Origin of the sequence: Methylomonas sp. EFPC3, assembly GCF_029643245.1 — a bacterium.
Lineage (GTDB): Bacteria > Pseudomonadota > Gammaproteobacteria > Methylococcales > Methylomonadaceae > Methylomonas > Methylomonas koyamae_B.
On the sequence record NZ_CP116398.1, the window covers coordinates 2,460,049 to 2,478,773 of the forward strand.

The 18,725-nt window shown below is 49.7% G+C and carries 14 protein-coding genes, 4 tRNA genes and 1 pseudogene; all 19 read right to left on the reverse strand.

What is annotated here, in order from left to right; all coding sequences use genetic code 11:
- Window positions 1-651, reverse strand: coding sequence for a 50S ribosomal protein L3 (rplC, locus tag PL263_RS10985; RefSeq protein ID WP_278209461.1), 651 nt, complete (start codon window positions 649-651; stop codon window positions 1-3).
- A 30-nt stretch (window positions 652-681) separates the two neighbouring features.
- Complete coding sequence (rpsJ, locus tag PL263_RS10990) at window positions 682-993, reverse strand: 30S ribosomal protein S10 (RefSeq protein ID WP_020484801.1); 312 nt, start codon at window positions 991-993, stop codon at window positions 682-684.
- Window positions 994-999: 6 nt separating this feature from the next.
- Window positions 1,000-2,190, reverse strand: coding sequence for an elongation factor Tu (tuf, locus tag PL263_RS10995; protein WP_140913950.1), 1,191 nt, complete (start codon window positions 2,188-2,190; stop codon window positions 1,000-1,002).
- Between the two features lie 25 nt (window positions 2,191-2,215).
- The gene (fusA, locus tag PL263_RS11000; RefSeq protein ID WP_278209462.1) at window positions 2,216-4,309 is read right to left on the reverse strand and encodes an elongation factor G; all 2,094 of its coding nucleotides are present in this window, start codon (window positions 4,307-4,309) and stop codon (window positions 2,216-2,218) included.
- An 18-nt stretch (window positions 4,310-4,327) separates the two neighbouring features.
- Window positions 4,328-4,798, reverse strand: a complete 471-nt coding sequence (gene rpsG, locus PL263_RS11005) for a 30S ribosomal protein S7 (protein ID WP_140914198.1) — start codon at window positions 4,796-4,798, stop codon at window positions 4,328-4,330.
- Window positions 4,799-4,811: 13 nt separating this feature from the next.
- On the reverse strand, window positions 4,812-5,186 hold the full coding sequence (gene rpsL, locus PL263_RS11010; protein WP_013820393.1) for a 30S ribosomal protein S12: 375 nt from the start codon (window positions 5,184-5,186) through the stop codon (window positions 4,812-4,814).
- A 134-nt stretch (window positions 5,187-5,320) separates the two neighbouring features.
- Window positions 5,321-9,532 carry a DNA-directed RNA polymerase subunit beta' gene (gene rpoC / locus PL263_RS11015; protein ID WP_313901424.1) on the reverse strand — a complete coding sequence of 1,404 codons (4,212 nt, stop codon included), beginning with the start codon at window positions 9,530-9,532 and terminating at the stop codon, window positions 5,321-5,323.
- Window positions 9,533-9,591: 59 nt separating this feature from the next.
- Window positions 9,592-13,668, reverse strand: coding sequence for a DNA-directed RNA polymerase subunit beta (gene rpoB / locus PL263_RS11020; protein WP_278209463.1), 4,077 nt, complete (start codon window positions 13,666-13,668; stop codon window positions 9,592-9,594).
- A gap of 126 nt (window positions 13,669-13,794) precedes the next feature.
- Complete coding sequence (gene rplL, locus PL263_RS11025) at window positions 13,795-14,166, reverse strand: 50S ribosomal protein L7/L12 (RefSeq protein ID WP_064022735.1); 372 nt, start codon at window positions 14,164-14,166, stop codon at window positions 13,795-13,797.
- Window positions 14,167-14,214: 48 nt separating this feature from the next.
- Entirely contained in the window at window positions 14,215-14,709 is a 495-nt protein-coding gene (gene rplJ / locus PL263_RS11030; RefSeq protein WP_256612841.1) for a 50S ribosomal protein L10, read from the reverse strand.
- A gap of 180 nt (window positions 14,710-14,889) precedes the next feature.
- Window positions 14,890-15,586, reverse strand: a pseudogene (rplA, locus tag PL263_RS11035) (50S ribosomal protein L1).
- Complete coding sequence (rplK, locus tag PL263_RS11040; protein ID WP_140914201.1) at window positions 15,586-16,017, reverse strand: 50S ribosomal protein L11; 432 nt, start codon at window positions 16,015-16,017, stop codon at window positions 15,586-15,588. The pseudogene rplA and the gene rplK overlap by 1 nt, the downstream one beginning before the upstream one ends.
- Before the next feature lie 98 nt (window positions 16,018-16,115).
- On the reverse strand, window positions 16,116-16,649 hold the full coding sequence (nusG, locus tag PL263_RS11045; RefSeq protein WP_140914202.1) for a transcription termination/antitermination protein NusG: 534 nt from the start codon (window positions 16,647-16,649) through the stop codon (window positions 16,116-16,118).
- Window positions 16,649-17,029, reverse strand: coding sequence for a preprotein translocase subunit SecE (gene secE, locus PL263_RS11050; protein WP_278209464.1), 381 nt, complete (start codon window positions 17,027-17,029; stop codon window positions 16,649-16,651). The genes nusG and secE overlap by 1 nt, the downstream gene beginning before the upstream one ends.
- 37 nt (window positions 17,030-17,066) lie before the next feature.
- Window positions 17,067-17,142 (reverse strand) — tRNA-Trp (locus tag PL263_RS11055).
- 36 nt (window positions 17,143-17,178) lie between these two features.
- On the reverse strand, window positions 17,179-18,369 hold the full coding sequence (tuf, locus tag PL263_RS11060) for an elongation factor Tu (RefSeq protein WP_140913950.1): 1,191 nt from the start codon (window positions 18,367-18,369) through the stop codon (window positions 17,179-17,181).
- Window positions 18,370-18,404: 35 nt separating this feature from the next.
- Window positions 18,405-18,480: transfer RNA gene (locus PL263_RS11065), tRNA-Thr, on the reverse strand.
- A gap of 19 nt (window positions 18,481-18,499) precedes the next feature.
- Window positions 18,500-18,573 (reverse strand) — tRNA-Gly (locus PL263_RS11070).
- A gap of 19 nt (window positions 18,574-18,592) precedes the next feature.
- A tRNA-Tyr gene (locus PL263_RS11075) sits at window positions 18,593-18,677 on the reverse strand.
- Between the last annotated feature and the right edge of the window lie 48 nt (window positions 18,678-18,725).

Below are 18,725 nucleotides of genomic sequence, written 5' to 3' on the forward strand. Positions count from 1 at the left end.
TTAACCTTTATTGATCATTTTCACCGCAGGGGTGATAACCACGTCGCCGCCTTTCGCCCCGGGAACGGCGCCCCTAACCAGAATCAAATTGCGCTCGACGTCTATGGCGTGAATCTTCAGATTTTGAACAGTCGTCTTAACTGCCCCCATGTGGCCGCACATTTTTTTGCCTTTAAATACTCGTCCTGGCGTTTGGTTCATACCGCTGGAACCGGGCACCCTGTGCGAACGAGAGTTACCATGGGTGGCATCCTGCGTTCTAAAATTGTGGCGCTTAACTGTACCTGCAAAGCCCTTACCGATACTCGTACCGGCAACATCGACAATTTGCCCTGCGGAAAATACGTCAACCTTGAGCTCAGCTCCAGGGACTAACTCCCCACCCTCATTCTCGCCGAGACGAAACTCCCAAAGCCCCCGACCAGCTGTGACATTGGCAGAAGCATAGTGACCCGCCATTGCTTTATTGACCTTAGAAGACTTTACATCGCCTGCAGCCACTTGTACGGCGCGGTAACCGTCGTTTTCGACGTTCTTTACCTGAATGACTCGGTTTGAGTCGATATGAAGCACGGTTACAGGTACAGAAGAACCATCTTCGCAAAAAATTCTGGTCATACCACATTTACGACCAATAAGACCTATTGACATCTGCCAATCCCTCTAATCTATAACTTTTCGTTATTTCAGCTTAATTTGAACATCAACCCCAGCCGCCAGATCAAGCTTCATCAAGGCGTCAACAGTCTTATCGGTAGGCTCGACAATGTCCAACAACCGTTTGTATGTTCTCAATTCGTATTGATCCCGCGCGTCTTTATTGACGTGTGGCGAAATCAGTACAGTAAAGCGCTCTTTTCTAGTAGGCAAAGGAATCGGGCCTTTCACTTGGGCGCCGGTCCGCTTTGCAGTTTCTACTATCTCTCCCGCCGACTGATCGATCAATTTATGATCAAAGGCTTTCAATTGGATTCTGATAGTTTGATTTGCCATCTTCAATTACTCGACAATAGAAGCCACAACACCCGCACCGACGGTACGGCCACCTTCACGAATTGCGAAGCGCAAGCCGTCTTCCATCGCGATCGGTGAGATCAATTTTACTGTGACCGAGATGTTGTCCCCTGGCATTACCATTTCAACACCTTCCGGCAGCTCAACCGCACCAGTCACGTCGGTGGTTCTGAAGTAGAACTGTGGACGGTAACCGTTAAAGAATGGCGTGTGACGACCACCCTCTTCTTTCGACAATACGTAGATTTCGGCTTTGAAATGCGAGTGTGGCTTGATGCTGTTTACGTGAGCCAATACTTGACCACGCTCTACGTCGTCGCGCTTGGTGCCACGCAGCAGGATGCCCACGTTGTCGCCAGCCTGACCTTGATCCAGCAATTTGCGGAACATTTCAACACCGGTACAGGTAGTTTTCACGGTATCTTTGATACCAACGATTTCAACCTCTTCACCGACTTTGATAATACCGCGCTCGACACGGCCGGTTACTACCGTACCACGACCGGAAATCGAAAATACGTCTTCGATTGGCATCAGGAATTTGCCATCGATTGCGCGTTGCGGCTCAGGAATATAGCTATCCAGCGCTTCAACCAGTTTAACAACCGACTGAACACCGATTTCGCTTTGCTCGCCTTCCAACGCTTTCAGCGCAGAACCAACGATGATTGGGGTATCGTCGCCCGGGAATTCGTACTGGTTTAACAGTTCGCGAATTTCCATTTCAACCAGCTCAATCAGCTCGGCATCATCGACCATGTCCGCTTTGTTCAAGAACACAACGATGTATGGAACGCCTACCTGGCGAGACAGCAGGATGTGCTCGCGCGTTTGCGGCATCGGACCGTCAGCCGCGGAGCAAACCAGAATAGCACCGTCCATTTGCGCCGCACCGGTAATCATATTTTTGACGTAGTCAGCGTGACCCGGACAGTCAACGTGCGCATAGTGACGATTGGCTGACTCGTACTCTACGTGCGAGGTCGAAATGGTAATACCGCGCGCGCGCTCTTCGGGAGCATTGTCGATTTGATCAAACGCTTTTGCTTCGCCACCTTGCAGCTCGGCCATAACCTTGGTCAGCGCAGCAGTCAAGGTTGTTTTGCCGTGGTCAACGTGGCCAATCGTTCCTACGTTTACGTGCGGTTTCTTTCTTTCAAATTTTTCTTTAGCCATGATTCAATACCTGATATTTAAAAACTTAAGATACTTTTCTAATAATCGCTTCCGCAATATTTGCAGGTGCTTCGTTATATTTTTCAAACTGCATACTATAAGTGGCACGTCCTTGCGTGGCCGACCTAAGATCGGTAGCGTAACCGAACATTTCCGCTAGAGGCACTTCGCACTGGACCACTTTACCAGCTGGAACATCATCCACGCCGTGAATCAGCCCTCTGCGCCTGTTAATGTCGCCGACGACATCTCCCATATTTTCCTCGGGAGTCACTACCTCTACTTTCATGATAGGCTCCAGCAACACTGGGTTTGCAGCTTTTGCTCCATCCCTAAAGCCGATAGATCCTGCTATTTTGAAAGCCATTTCATTCGAATCGACATCATGATATGAACCATCGAATAAACTAACCTTTACATCAACCACTGGAAAACCAGCCAACACTCCGTTTTCCATTTGCTCCTGAATACCTTTGTCAATGGCCGGGACATACTCTTTAGGAACTATGCCACCCACGATCTCATTGACGAACTGGTAACCTGAGCCTAGCTCACCAGGCTCGATGCGCAACCAAACGTGGCCGTACTGCCCTTTGCCCCCGGTTTGCCTAACAAATTTACCTTCTGCTTCAACGACTTTCGTCACTGTTTCACGATAAGCGACCTGGGGAGCCCCTACGTTGGCGGCAACACTAAATTCCCTTTTCATCCGATCAACGATAATCTCAAGATGTAGCTCGCCCATGCCAGCAATAATTGTTTGCCCGGACTCAGGATCGGTACTTACGCGAAAGGAAGGATCCTCTTGGGCCAGCTTTGCCAGCGCAACCGCCAATTTGTCTTGATCTGCTTTGGTTTTTGGCTCTACGGCAACAGAAATAACCGGCTCCGGAAACTCCATTTTTTCCAACAACACAGGCGCCGCTATATCACAAAAGGTGTCACCTGTCGTAACCTCCTTCAAACCAACCAAGGCCGCAATATCACCCGCCCTAACTTGGTTTATCTCTACCCTGCTATTGGCGTGCATCTGCACGATACGGCCGACGCGCTCTCTTTTATTCTTCGTCGAATTGAGCACCGTATCGCCTGATTTAAGCACCCCCGAATAAACCCGAATAAAGGTTAACGTTCCTACGAATGGATCGGATGCGATTTTAAAAGCCAAGGCGGAAAACGAATCGTTATCTGCTGCCGACCTATAAACACTTTCGCCCGCATCGTTCAATCCACAAACCGAACCGATATCGGCGGGTGACGGCAAAAAGTCTATGACCGCATCCAGTAGGCACTGCACACCTTTATTTTTAAAGGCTGAACCGCAATAGGCAGGTACCAGCTTATTTGCTAGAACCTGGGCCCGTATTCCTGATATTACCTCCGCATCCGTAAGCTCTCCTTGCTCCAGATACTTATCCATTAATGAGTCGCTTCCTTCGGCCGCCGACTCAAACATGTATTCGCGCCATTTAAGGCTATTGGCAACCAGTTCTTCCGGAATTTCCGATTCGGTAAATGCCAAACCCATATCGGCTTCAGACCAGTAAATGGCCTTCATCTTCAGAAGATCAATCACACCTTTAAACGCGTCTTCAGACCCTATCGGCAACTGCATTGGAACAACCGAAGCCCCCAAGCGACTTTTTATTTGCTCGACCACCCGAAGAAAATCTGCCCCGACTCGATCCATCTTGTTGACGAATACAACACGGGGCACTTTGTATTTGTTAGCCTGCCGCCAAACTGTCTCGGATTGCGGCTCTACACCTCCGACTGCGCAGAAAACCGCGCAGGCGCCATCTAGCACTCTAAGCGAACGCTCAACCTCAATGGTAAAGTCGACATGACCTGGAGTATCGATAATATTGATACGATACTGCTCTCGCCCACCACCCATCCCAGCCCAAAAGCAGGTCGTGGCCGCGGATGTAATAGTTATGCCACGCTCTTGCTCTTGCTCCATCCAATCCATGGTAGCAGCGCCGTCATGAACCTCGCCAATTTTGTGCGAGACCCCAGTGTAGTAAAGTATCCGTTCAGTAGTCGTTGTTTTTCCAGCGTCTATATGCGCCATTATGCCTATGTTACGATAACGCTCTATAGGCGTCTTTCGAGACACAACGAAACCCAGACCTGATTACCAACGATAATGCGCAAACGCCTTATTAGCTTCAGCCATTCTGTGGGTATCTTCCCGCTTCTTAGCTGCCGCACCGCGACCTTCAGAGGCGTCCAGTAACTCACCGGCCAATTTGGCAGCCATTGTCCTTTCATTCCTTTTGCGGGACGCATCAATCAACCAACGCATAGAAAGAGCCAATCTTCGTGCAGGACGGACTTCTACTGGGACCTGATAAGTCGCACCACCCACCCTTCTTGACTTAACCTCGACCCGAGGCTGAACATTTTCTAGCGCCTTGGAAACCAACTCCAGAGACTCTTTGTGCCCTTTGCTCTCGATAACATCGAGCGCACCGTACACGATTTTTTCGGCAACTGATTTTTTGCCATCTACCATAATCATGTTCATAAACTTTGAAAGCATATCGCTACCAAAGCGCGGATCAGGATTTATTACTCTTTTTGCAGCAACTCTTCTTCTTGACATCTGTTACCAACCCTTATTTCTTAGGCCTTTTTGCGCCGTACTTTGAACGACCGCACTTTCTATCCTTTACGCCCGACGTATCAAGACTACCGCGAACCACGTGATAGCGCACACCCGGCAAATCTTTTACCCGACCACCTCTAATCAAGACCACAGAGTGCTCCTGCAAATTGTGCCCTTCGCCGCCGATATAGCTACTTACCTCAGCGCCATTGGTTAACCGCACCCGCGCAACTTTGCGCAACGCCGAGTTAGGTTTTTTTGGCGTCGTGGTGTACACGCGCGTACAAACACCCCTTCTTTGCGGGCACGCCTCCAATGCCGGAACATTGGTTTTTTCTATTTTTTTAGCGCGAGGCTTACGGACCAACTGATTGATCGTGGCCATTCTTAACTACTCCGAATATGCAATGTTAATAAGTAATATCTTTCCACAAATGACATTACTCCGCCCAAATCACTTGGTCGATTCGAGCAGAGCATGATACCTTTACACGGTAATCAGGTCAAGTCTTTTTAAGGCTATTCAATATTCAACGCCTGTTTCAAGGCCTCTTCCACATCAACGGCTTCCATGGCCTGACTAGATGCGTCCGCCGAGGATGCGAACTCAGCAGACCTTCTTTTCCGTCGCTGCTCGTGGTAGGCCAGCCCGGTTCCAGCAGGAATCAAGCGCCCAACGATAACGTTCTCTTTCAGTCCGTTCAGGCTGTCACTGATGCCGCGCACCGCCGCATCGGTAAGCACTCGAGTAGTTTCTTGGAACGAAGCCGCAGAAATAAACGACTCTGTAGCAAGAGAAGCTTTAGTGATACCCAGCAATAACGAGTCGTAACTTGCAGGGATTTTTCCTTCCCTTTCAATTTGATCGTTAACCGCGTTAATCAAGGTCCGCTCTACCTGCTCGCCCTTAACAAAATCAGTATCTCCCGAGGCGGTAATTTCAACCTTTCTCAGCATTTGCCGAATGATTGCCTCAATGTGCTTGTCATTGATTTTTACACCCTGCAGGCGATAAACGTCTTGAATCTCTTTAACCAAGTAATCGGCTAGCTCTTCAATTCCACGCAGACGCAGGATGTCGTGAGGAGTCAGCTCGCCTTCGGCGATCGTTTCACCTTTGTCGACAAATTCACCCTCGAACACCGTGATATGCCGCCATTTGGGAATCAATGTCTCGTACTGCTCACCTTCGGAATCAGTAATAATGACGCGTTGCTTACCCTTGGTTTCTTTACCGAACGACACCATACCGGTTGCTTCTGCAAGAATGGCAGGATCCTTGGTTTTGCGAGCTTCGAATAAATCGGCAACACGTGGCAAACCACCGGTAATATCGCGAGTTTTACTAGATTCTTGCGGAATTCTCGCCAACACGTCACCGACCTTAACTTCACCGCCATCTTTAACGCCTACGATAGCGCCGGCTGGCAAGAAATACTGAGCCGGGATATCAGTCCCAGGCAAATTAATCTGGCCGCCTTGCTCATCTATCAACCGAACCATTGGTCGCAGCTCTTTACCGGCCGAGGTCCGTTGCTTTGGATCCGTAACCACCCGAGACGTCAGACCAGTAACCTCGTCAGACTGCTCCTGTACTGTGATTCCATCCATAAAGTCGATCAATTGGATGAAACCATCCACCTCAGTAATAACCGGATGAGTATGTGGATCCCAATTGACGATGATGTCACCAGCACTAACCGGTGTACCGTCGGCTACCGACAAAACGGCGCCGTAAGGAATCTTGTAACGCTCGCGCTCACGGCCGTAGTCATCCATCACGCCGACCTCGCCGGATCTGGATACAGCAACCAAGTTATTCTCGCGGTTTTTAACAGTCTTCAAATTATTGAGCTTCGCCGTACCACTCGATTTGACCTGTACGTTGCTGACCGCCGCCGAACGCGATGCCGCACCGCCAATATGGAAGGTACGCATAGTCAATTGCGTACCCGGCTCACCAATCGACTGCGCAGCTACAACACCGATAGCTTCGCCAATATTGACCAAATGACCTCGACCTAAATCCCTGCCGTAGCATTTAGCACAGACACCATGCCGCGACTCACAAGTGATTACCGAGCGAACCAGCATCTTATCGATACCGTTCTCTTCCAGCACAGTGACCAAATTTTCATCGATCATCGTACCCGCCGGTATTAAAACTTTATTCCCGGCAGGCTCGGTAACATCAATTGCAGCCACACGCCCCAAAACGCGATCAACCAAAGGCTCGACTACATCGCCGCCTTCGATAATCGGCATCATGGTCAAACCATTTTGAGTACCGCAATCGAACTCGGCAATGACCAGATCCTGGGCGACGTCGACCAAGCGCCGGGTCAAATACCCAGAGTTCGCCGTTTTAAGCGCCGTGTCAGCCAGACCTTTGCGAGCACCGTGGGTCGAAATAAAGTATTGCAATACATCCAGACCTTCGCGGAAGTTAGCCGTAATAGGCGTTTCAATAATCGAACCGTCCGGCTTCGCCATCAAACCGCGCATCCCGGCTAACTGCCGGATTTGAGCCGCGGAACCCCGCGCTCCCGACTCGGCCATCATAAAGATGGAGTTGAACGATTTTTGCTTGACGGTTTCACCCGCTTTATTGACGACCTCATCTTCCCCCAAGCCTTCCATCATGACTTTCGCCACTTGGTCATTGGCTCTGGACCAAATATCGACAACTTTGTTATAGCGTTCGCCGTCGGTAACCAAACCGGATGCGTACTGATTCTGAATTTCGCTCACTTCGGCGTCCGCAGCCCGAATAATGTCGGCCTTTTTCAGCGGAATTTCCATGTCTTCGATACCAAATGACACACCGGCGCGAGTCGCGTACTTAAAGCCAAGATACATGATCTTATCGGCCAGAATAACGGTCTCTTTGATCCCCAGGTAACGGTAGCTATAGTTAATCAGTCGCGATATATTCTTCTTAGTCATATCGACATTGACCAACTCATAAGGCATGCCGTCTGGCACGATACCCCAGATGATGGAACGCCCGACTGTAGTTTGCTTACGGCTGACAATCGTTTCGAATTCACCTTCGGCGGTTTTTAGTTTTTCGGTAATTCGTACCTGAATCTTGGTCTGCAATTCGACTGCTTTGCTATCCAAAGCCAGCATGACTTCGGACACATCGGAGAAAACGCTACCTTCGCCAACCGCGTTAATTTTCTCGCGGCTAATGTAATAGAGCCCCAAAACCACGTCCTGCGACGGATTGATAACCGGCTCGCCGTTTGCGGGAGACAGAATATTATTGGTCGCCATCATCAGAGTACGGGCTTCCAACTGTGCTTCCACAGACAACGGAATATGAACCGCCATCTGGTCGCCGTCGAAGTCGGCATTGAAAGCGCTACAAACCAAAGGATGTAACTGGATGGCCTTTCCTTCGATTAAGGTCGGCTCGAATGCCTGAATGCCCAAACGGTGCAACGTCGGCGCACGGTTCAACAGCACCGGATGTTCGCGGATCACTTCTTCGAGAATGTCCCAAACTTCAGCGCCTTCGCGCTCGACCATCTTTTTGGCCGCCTTGATGGTTGTCGCCAAGCCACGCAGCTGCAACTTACTGAAAATAAACGGCTTGAATAGCTCCAGCGCCATTTTTTTCGGCAATCCGCACTGGTGCAGACGCAGCGTCGGTCCTACCACGATTACGGAACGGCCGGAGTAGTCCACCCGTTTCCCCAGCAGGTTCTGCCGGAAACGACCTTGCTTGCCCTTGATCATATCGGCCAAGGACTTCAACGGACGGCGATTGCTACCGGTAATTGCCCGGCCGCGGCGGCCGTTGTCCAATAGTGCATCCACCGCTTCCTGCAACATCCGCTTTTCGTTACGCACGATGATGTCGGGCGCGTTCAAATCCAACAACCTCGTCAAACGGTTGTTGCGGTTGATAACGCGGCGGTAAAGATCGTTCAAGTCCGACGTGGCAAAGCGGCCGCCATCCAGCGGCACCAAAGGCCTTAATTCGGGCGGCAACACCGGCAACACCGTCATAATCATCCATTCCGGGCGATTATTCGATGCCAGCAAGGAGTCGATCACCTTCAAGCGCTTCGAAAATTTCTTGATTTTGGTGTCGGAATTGGTCGAATTAATCTCTTCGCGCAACTTGTTGATTTCGTCTTTCAAATCGATCGACTTCAACAAATCGTAGATAGCTTCGGCACCCATTTTCGCGACGAAATCGTCGCCATGCTCTTCAACCGCGTTCAAATATTCTTCGTCGGTCAATAACTGGCCTTTCTCCAGCGGAGACATGCCGGGATCGATCACCACAAACGTTTCGAAATAAAGCACGCGCTCGATCGAACGCAGAGTCATATCCAGCAGCAGCGCGATACGCGACGGCAAAGACTTCAAAAACCAAATATGCGCTACCGGGCTGGCCAAATCGATATGGCCCATACGTTCGCGCCGAACTTTGGACAAAGTCACTTCGACGCCGCATTTTTCGCAGATCACGCCACGGTGTTTCAAGCGCTTATATTTACCGCACAAGCACTCGTAATCGCTAATCGGCCCGAAAATTTTTGCGCAGAACAAACCGTCACGTTCCGGCTTGAAGGTGCGGTAATTGATCGTCTCAGGCTTTTTGACTTCACCGTAAGACCATGAGCGAATCATGTCCGGAGAAGCCAAACCGATGCGTATAGTGTCAAAATCGTCTGTACGGCCTTGACGCTTTAAGAAATTCATTAAATCTTTCAAGAGCTTACCCTCTTCAAAATGTTACCGATATCGTCCGAAATCTAGTCGTGTGAGACCGACTACTCTTGTTCCATCTCGATATTTACCGCCAAGGAACGTATCTCTTTGACCAATACGTTAAACGATTCCGGCATGCCGGCTTCCATGGAATGGTTGCCGTCGACAATGTTTTTGTACATTCGGGTTCGGCCTGTCACGTCGTCCGACTTGACCGTCAACATTTCCTGCAATGTGTAGGCTGCGCCGTAGGCTTCCAATGCCCAAACCTCCATCTCGCCGAAGCGCTGGCCACCGAACTGGGCTTTACCGCCCAACGGTTGCTGGGTCACCAGACTGTATGGACCGGTCGAACGGGCATGCATTTTGTCGTCCACCAAGTGGTTCAGTTTAAGCATATACATATAGCCTACCGTCACTTCGCGCTCGAACGGTTCCCCAGTAAGGCCGTCGTACAGCACCGTTTGGCCATGCTCCGGTAAATCAGCAAGCCGCAACATGGTACGAATGTCTTCTTCGGAAGCACCGTCGAATACCGGTGTCGCCATCGGTACACCGCTGACCAAATTCAGCGCCAATTCCAAAATGTCTTTATCGCTGAACAGGCTCAAATCTTCTTTTTTACCGCTACAGTTATAAATCTTTTCCAGGAAACCGCGAATTTCAGCGACCTTGGCTTGCGCCTCCAACATTTTGCCGATCTTGATACCCAAACCTTTCGCCGCCCAGCCCAAGTGGGTTTCCAACACCTGCCCTACATTCATCCGCGACGGTACGCCGAGCGGATTGAGCAAAATGTCGACCGGGTTGCCATCGGCCGTGTAGGGCATGTCTTCGATCGGCACGATTTGCGAGATAACCCCTTTGTTACCGTGCCGGCCGGCCATTTTATCGCCAGGCTGGATGCGTTTTTTCACGGCCAAATAAACCTTGACCATTTTCAGCACCCCTGGAGCGAGATCGTCACCCATTGTGATTTTTTTCTTCTTCTGTTCGAAGCGCTCGTCGAATTCCTTACGCTGCTGTTCGACCTGCTCGGCAACGGTTTCCAATTGCAGGTTCGCGTCTTCATCCAGCGTTCTGATTTTCAGCAGTTCGGAATGAGTCAATTGATCCAAATAATCGGCACTGATTTCCTCGCCTTTTTTCAAACCGTTCGGCCCCTTTTCGGCTTTTTTACCGGTCAGCAGCGTCTTAACCCGGGCGAAAATGTCGTGCTCTACGATTTTCAACTGGTCATCCAAATCTTTACGGTAACGCTTGATTTCCGCTTCTTCGATTTCCAGCGCTCGTTTGTCTTTCTTAACGCCATCGCGAGTGAAGACTTGTACGTCGATCACCGTACCGCGAACGTTGCCTGGCACCCGCAAAGAAGTATCTTTCACATCGGCAGCCTTCTCGCCGAAAATCGCCCGTAACAGCTTTTCTTCGGGCGTCAGCTGAGTTTCGCCTTTCGGAGTTACCTTACCGACCAGAATGTCGCCGCCTTTCACTTCGGCCCCGACATAAACAATCCCCGACTCGTCCAACTTGGAAAGCGCTTCCTCGCTGACGTTTGGAATATCGGCTGTGATTTCTTCCGGACTATGTTTGGTTTCCCGCGCCACGCAGGTTTTTTCTTCGATGTGAATCGTCGTGAAACGGTCTTCCTTCACGACCCGCTCCGATACCAGGATCGAGTCCTCGAAGTTGTAACCGTTCCATGGCATGAAAGCGATCAACATGTTTTGGCCCAATGCCAGCTCACCCAAATCGGTGGATGGGCCGTCGGCCAGGATGTCGCCCTTGTTAACGATGTCGCCCAGTTTGACCAATGGTTTTTGATTGATACAGGTGTTTTGGTTGGAGCGGGTATATTTGATCAAATTATAGATATCCACACCCGGTACGCCGGCGACCGTCTCGTCGTCGTTGGCACGAACCACGATCCGGCCGGCATCGACAGCTTCGACCCTACCGCCACGGGTAGCAACCACCGTCACCCCAGAGTCTTTTGCTACAACCCGCTCCATACCGGTACCGACCAAAGGCTTCTCCGCACGCAAAGTCGGAACCGCTTGGCGTTGCATGTTAGAACCCATCAAGGCGCGGTTAGCGTCGTCATGCTCCAAGAACGGAATGATCGATGCCGCTACAGAGACGATCTGCTTGGAGGACACATCCATATATTGCACGGTTTCTGAAGAGGCCAAGGTAAATTCGTCCTTATAACGGCACGACACCAGGCCTTCTACCAATTTACCGTTCTCGTCGACAGCCACGCTGGACTGAGCGATGACATATTCGCCTTCTTCAATAGCGGAAATGTAATCGACTTGATCGGTCACTTTGCCGTCCACCACCTTCCGGTAAGGCGTCTCCAGGAAACCGTACTCGTTGGTTCTGGCATAAACAGACAACGAGTTAATCAAACCAATATTCGGGCCCTCGGGCGTCTCGATTGGACAAACCCGTCCGTAGTGCGTGGTATGAACGTCGCGAACCTCGAAGCCCGCGCGCTCTCTGGCCAAACCGCCGGGACCCAAGGCAGACACCCGGCGTTTGTGCGTCACCTGTGACAGGGGATTGTTTTGGTCCATGAACTGCGACAACTGGCTGGAGCCGAAAAATTCCTTCACTGCCGCCGACACCGGTTTGGCGTTGATAATTTCCTGCGGCATGTAGCCTTCAGAATCGGCCAGGGTCAAGCGCTCTCTGACTGCGCGCTCGACCCGCACCAAACCGATGCGGAATTGGTTTTCGATCATTTCACCGACAGAGCGGACGCGACGATTTCCCAAGTGGTCGATATCGTCCACGGTGCCATTGCCGTTCCGGATTTTAATCAGTTCCTTCAGGACATCAATAATATCTTCTTTGCTAAGGGTACCGGGACCGTCGGTCTCTTCCCGACCTAAACGGCGATTAAATTTCATTCGTCCGACTGCAGACAGATCGTAACGCTCGTCGGTAAAAAACAGGTTTTCAAATAAATTTTCGGCCGACTCCACGGTAGGCGGTTCGCCCGGGCGCATCATCCGATATATCTCAACCAACGCTTCCAACCGATTGGTTGTGGTGTCCAAACGCATTGAATTGGAAATGTAAGGCCCACGATCCAGATCGTTTACGTACAGAGTGTTAATCTCGGGTACGCCGGCGTCGATCAGTTTTTGCAGCAGGTTATCGGTAATTTCATCGTTGACGCTGGCCAGCAATTCGCCGGTTGACTTGTCGATAACGTTGTGTCCCAGAATTTTGCCGTACAAATAGTCGCGAGGCACTTCGATTTCGGTGACGCCAGCTTTTTCCAACTGCCGAACATGCTTCGCGGTAATTCTCCGGCCCTCTTCGATCAACACCTTGCCGTCGTACTTGATATCGAACACAGCCATTTCGCCGCGCAAGCGATCAGGAATCAGATGGAACATCAATTTATCGGCGCTTAAAGAGAACTTATTGGTATCGAAGAAAATCTTGATCATCTCTTCGTTTTCGTATCCCAACGCTCTCAATAAAATAGTGGCTGGGATTTTACGTCTCCGATCGATACGCACATATACGGCGTCCTTGTGATCGAACTCGAAATCCAACCAAGAGCCGCGATACGGAATTACCCGCGCGTTAAATAGCAGCTTTCCAGATGAATGAGTTTTGCCTTTGTCGTGGTCGAAGAATACACCGGGCGACCGATGCAATTGCGAAACGATAACTCGCTCGGTGCCGTTAATTACGAAAGTGCCGTTGTCAGTCATCAAGGGCAGTTCACCCATATAGACTTCCTGTTCGCGAATATCCTTGACAACTTTCGTATTGGCGGGCGCGTCCTTATCGTAAATGACCAGACGCACCAACACTCTGAGCGGCGCCGAAAACGTCGCACCGCGTTGCTGACATTCTCTTACGTCAAAAGCAGGCTCTCCCAAGCGATACTTAACATATTCCAATACGGCGTAACCGGAGTGGCTAACCACCGGAAATACGCTGGAGAACGCAGCATGCAATCCTTGGCTTCGCCGTTTATCGGGCTCCACACCGGACTGCAGGAAATTCGCATAGGAATCTATTTGTGTCGCTAACAGATATGGGACGTCAAGTACCTCTGTACCTTTCCCAAAATTATTACGGATACGCTTTTTTTCGGTAAAAGAATAGGCCATATTGCTTCTATACCTTCGTCGTCAGAGATTATTTGTACTGCTTTTTACAAGCAGTAAAAGGCCGACGGCAAGATGCCGTCAGCCCGGTTTGGTAGGCTTACGCCAGATATGCAGCAATCAAGATGCTTATTTAATTTCGGCGGTTGCGCCAGCTTCTTCAAGTTCCTTCTTAGCTGCTTCAGCTTCAGCTTTGCTGACGCCTTCTTTCAATGTGGTTGGAGCGCCTTCTACGGCGTCTTTAGCTTCTTTCAGACCCAGACCGGTCAGACCGCGAACTGCTTTAATTACAGCGACTTTGTTATCACCGAAACCTGTAAGAATTACATCGAACTCGGTTTGTTCTTCAACTACAGCCGCAGCTGCAGCGGGTGCCGCAACTGCGACCGCAGCGGCTGCAGAAACGCCAAATTTTTCTTCCATCGCGGAAATCAGGTCGACGATTTCCATCACAGTCATATTCGCAACTGCTTCTAAGATGTCTTCTTTTGAAATTGCCATTTTATTAGTCCTCTAATATTTAAAAGTTGTATATCGTAGGTTGCGAATTTATGCCGCTTCTTTTTCGTCTCTGATAGCCGCCAATGTACGAGCCAATTTCTCGACAGGGGCTTTCATTACAGACATCAGCATACTGATACCTTGATCGCGTGTCGGCAATCTCGCCAACCGCTCCAGCTCCGATCCGCCAAACGCTTGGCCGCCGATCGCTACCACTTTGGCGACGAGCTTGTTGTTTTCTTTCGCGAAATCGTTCACCAGCCGAGCGGCAGAGCCTGGATCTTCCATCGAAAAAGCCAAGATCAGTGGCCCAACCAACCCATCTTGCATACATTCGAATTCGGTTCCGGCGACTGCGCGTTTTGCCAGCGTATTCTTTACGACTCGCAAATAAACACCCGTCTCTCTCGCGGTTTTTCTAAGCTTGGTTAGCTCAGTAACAGTCAAACCACGATATTCTGCGGCTACCGCAGAAAGGGCTTTAGCGGCGAATTCAGCAACTTCCTCTACGACAACTTTTTTGCCATCTAAATTGAGTGCCACATCTATCTCCGGTGTGTTTCTGATTTTCATCAGAATCAATAAAACGCATCTTTGCGATGCCCCTTACGGGTATCTTTCACCTTTTGGTTCCAGCTCCCGTCTGCGTAGGATAATTAAGCCTAAGCCCCTACGGTCTTTGACGGTTGCCGGTGTAGTCCGGCAACCCAAAGTTTTTGAATATTAAATCTCGATGCTAGCTTGATCGATCCACAGCCCCGGCCCCATGGTCGAAGACAGTGAGATTTTTTTTCAGATAAATACCTTTTGCCGCAGTCGGCTTGGCTTTTTTCAAATCGGCAATCAAAAACTCGAGGTTTTGTTTGAGCGCATTTTCGTCAAACGAAACCTTACCGATTGAACAATGGATAATGCCAGCCTTATCGGTGCGATATCGGACTTGACCAGACTTTGCGTTTTTTACCGCCGTCACTACGTCCGGGGTAACAGTGCCCACTTTCGGGTTTGGCATCAGGCCTCTTGGACCCAATATCTGACCTAACTGACCCACAACGCGCATAGCGTCTGGAGAAGCAATAACGACGTCGAAATTCATTTCACCACGTTTTACTTGTTCGGCAAGATCGTCCATTCCAACTACGTCAGCGCCGGCTTCGCGTGCAGCATCAGCATTCGGCCCTTGAGTGAAAACGGCAACCCTTACTGTTTTCCCTGTACCATGAGGCAAAACAGAAGCGCCGCGCACGTTTTGGTCAGATTTGCGCGGATCGACGCCCAAGTTAACACTGACATCAATGGATTCATCAAATTTGCTATTAGCAAACTCTTTCAGCACAGCCACCGCTTCGCCAACAGAATATTGTTTGCTACGCACAACCTTTTCTTTAATTGCTTTAGCTTTTTTCGAAATTTTAGCCATTACACGCCCTCCACGTTCAAGCCCATGCTACGAGCGCTTCCCGCGATAATTCTGATCGCGGCTTCCATATCAGCTGCATTCAAGTCTTCCATCTTGGTTTTCGCTATTTCTTCCAATTGCGCTCTGGTGACAGTGCCAACTTTATTGGAATTTGGCTTGCTGCTTCCACTTTTAATGCCAACTGCTTTTTTCAGCAATATGGAGGCTGGTGGGGTTTTAGTAACGAAAGTAAAACTTTTATCACTGTAAACAGTGATTACCACAGGTAAAGGCAAGCCCTTTTCCACATCCTGGGTCCTGGCATTGAACGCCTTACAGAACTCCATAATATTGACGCCACGTTGACCCAACGCTGGACCGACTGGCGGACTCGGATTAGCCTCACCAGCCTTTACCTGTAATTTGATATAGGAATCAATTTTTTTTGCCATCTTATACTCCGAACGGGTTATAGCGCTTTACAAGCTCCCCAAGAAACAAAAATCCCGGCCACGCGAATGGCAGGGATTTTTAATGAAACATCACTGAATTAAATTTTTTCGACTTGGCCGAACTCAAGCTCAACAGGAGTAGAACGACCAAAAATCAAAACAGAAACCCGTAAACGGCTTTTTTCGTAATTTACTTCTTCGATATTGCCGTTAAAGTCTTTGAATGGACCATCTATGATTCTTACTACTTCGCCCACTTCAAATAACACTTTAGGCCGCGGCTTATTGACACCTTCTTCAACCCTGCTCAATATCGCCATCGCTTCCTTCTCTGAGATAGGCGAGGGCCTATCCGAAGCACCACCGATAAAGCCTAAAACTCTAGGAACATTCCGAACAAGATGCCACGTCTCGTCATTCAATTCCATTTGGACAAGTACATAACCCGGAAAGAATTTCCGCTCGCTTTTACGCTGCTGCCCCATCCTCATTTCAACAACCTCTTCGGTCGGCACAAGGATCTTACCAAAATATTCTTGCAAGCCTTCTCGCTTGATTCGCTCTTCCAGAGCTTGCTTTACTTTATTCTCAAAATTGGAATATGCGTGAACGACATACCAGCGAAGCGACATTACTTAACTCCCTGGCCCATCAGTAGCTGGACACCCCAAAACAGAAACATATCAAGCAACCAGAGTATCAAGCCGACCACAAAGACCATCAAGAACACCATTAGCGTCGTGCGAACGGCTTCGTCTTTTGTTGGCCAAACAATTCGCTTGAATTCTTGTTTTGACTCTAATATAAAACCCCACAAACCACGCCCTTTGGCCGTAGCAAAGCAAAGACCAGCTGCCGCAACCAGCAAAGCCAACAAAGCCAGGACTCTATAAAGCAGCGGAATGTCGGAGAAATAATAGAACGCAACAACGCTCGCTACGACAACCAGCAAAGACAATGACAGTTTTACAATATCACCTACAGAGGTGACTTCTTCTGCGTGTGCGTTCATTTATCAGACTTGAAATAAATTGAAATAATTTTCTGAGTGGCAGGCCAGGAGGGACTCGAACCCCCAACTTGCGGTTTTGGAGACCGCTGCTCTACCAATTGAACTACTGACCTATTTCAGAAAATGTACTTTCAGCCAAAAACCGAGAATTACTCGACAATAGAAGCCACAACACCCGCACCGACGGTACGGCCACCTTCACGAATTGCGAAGCGCAAGCCGTCTTCCATCGCGATCGGTGAGATCAATTTTACTGTGACCGAGATGTTGTCCCCTGGCATTACCATTTCAACACCTTCCGGCAGCTCAACCGCACCAGTCACGTCGGTGGTTCTGAAGTAGAACTGTGGACGGTAACCGTTAAAGAATGGCGTGTGACGACCACCCTCTTCTTTCGACAATACGTAGATTTCGGCTTTGAAATGCGAGTGTGGCTTGATGCTGTTTACGTGAGCCAATACTTGACCACGCTCTACGTCGTCGCGCTTGGTGCCACGCAGCAGGATGCCCACGTTGTCGCCAGCCTGACCTTGATCCAGCAATTTGCGGAACATTTCAACACCGGTACAGGTAGTTTTCACGGTATCTTTGATACCAACGATTTCAACCTCTTCACCGACTTTGATAATACCGCGCTCGACACGGCCGGTTACTACCGTACCACGACCGGAAATCGAAAATACGTCTTCGATTGGCATCAGGAATTTGCCATCGATTGCGCGTTGCGGCTCAGGAATATAGCTATCCAGCGCTTCAACCAGTTTAACAACCGACTGAACACCGATTTCGCTTTGCTCGCCTTCCAACGCTTTCAGCGCAGAACCAACGATGATTGGGGTATCGTCGCCCGGGAATTCGTACTGGTTTAACAGTTCGCGAATTTCCATTTCAACCAGCTCAATCAGCTCGGCATCATCGACCATGTCCGCTTTGTTCAAGAACACAACGATGTATGGAACGCCTACCTGGCGAGACAGCAGGATGTGCTCGCGCGTTTGCGGCATCGGACCGTCAGCCGCGGAGCAAACCAGAATAGCACCGTCCATTTGCGCCGCACCGGTAATCATATTTTTGACGTAGTCAGCGTGACCCGGACAGTCAACGTGCGCATAGTGACGATTGGCTGACTCGTACTCTACGTGCGAGGTCGAAATGGTAATACCGCGCGCGCGCTCTTCGGGAGCATTGTCGATTTGATCAAACGCTTTTGCTTCGCCACCTTGCAGCTCGGCCATAACCTTGGTCAGCGCAGCAGTCAAGGTTGTTTTGCCGTGGTCAACGTGGCCAATCGTTCCTACGTTTACGTGCGGTTTCTTTCTTTCAAATTTTTCTTTAGCCATTTCGAAACACCTACAACAATACGATCAAAATAAACTGGAGCTCATAACCGGATTTGAACCGGTGACCTCTTCCTTACCAAGGAAGTGCTCTACCTGCTGAGCTATATGAGCAAAAACAACCTACTCAGAATGGAGCGGGTGATGGGAATCGAACCCACGCAATCAGCTTGGAAGGCTGGAGTTCTACCATTGAACTACACCCGCAGGATTCCTCAAAATTAGATGGTGGAGGGGGGAGGATTCGAACCTCCGAAGGTAGAACCGGCAGATTTACAGTCTGATCCCTTTGGCCGCTCGGGAACCCCTCCGTACTTATTCAATCAATTTTCCTCTTTTTTACAAAAGAGGTCAAGCTT

Bases quoted from the DNA above. Each gene is read 5' to 3' on its own strand.
- rpsJ (WP_020484801.1), bottom strand. From the start codon at position 993: ATGGCAAATCAAACTATCAGAATCCAATTGAAAGCCTTTGATCATAAA.
- rpoB (WP_278209463.1), bottom strand. From the start codon at position 13,668: ATGGCCTATTCTTTTACCGAAAAAAAGCGTATCCGTAATAATTTTGGG.
- rpsG (WP_140914198.1), bottom strand. From the start codon at position 4,798: ATGTCAAGAAGAAGAGTTGCTGCAAAAAGAGTAATAAATCCTGATCCG.
- tuf (WP_140913950.1), bottom strand. From the start codon at position 2,190: ATGGCTAAAGAAAAATTTGAAAGAAAGAAACCGCACGTAAACGTAGGA.
- nusG (WP_140914202.1), bottom strand. From the start codon at position 16,649: ATGTCGCTTCGCTGGTATGTCGTTCACGCATATTCCAATTTTGAGAAT.
- rplL (WP_064022735.1), bottom strand. From the start codon at position 14,166: ATGGCAATTTCAAAAGAAGACATCTTAGAAGCAGTTGCGAATATGACT.
- rpsL (WP_013820393.1), bottom strand. From the start codon at position 5,186: ATGGCCACGATCAATCAGTTGGTCCGTAAGCCTCGCGCTAAAAAAATA.
- tuf (WP_140913950.1), bottom strand. From the start codon at position 18,369: ATGGCTAAAGAAAAATTTGAAAGAAAGAAACCGCACGTAAACGTAGGA.
- secE (WP_278209464.1), bottom strand. From the start codon at position 17,029: ATGAACGCACACGCAGAAGAAGTCACCTCTGTAGGTGATATTGTAAAA.
- rplK (WP_140914201.1), bottom strand. From the start codon at position 16,017: ATGGCAAAAAAAATTGATTCCTATATCAAATTACAGGTAAAGGCTGGT.
- rplC (WP_278209461.1), bottom strand. From the start codon at position 651: ATGTCAATAGGTCTTATTGGTCGTAAATGTGGTATGACCAGAATTTTT.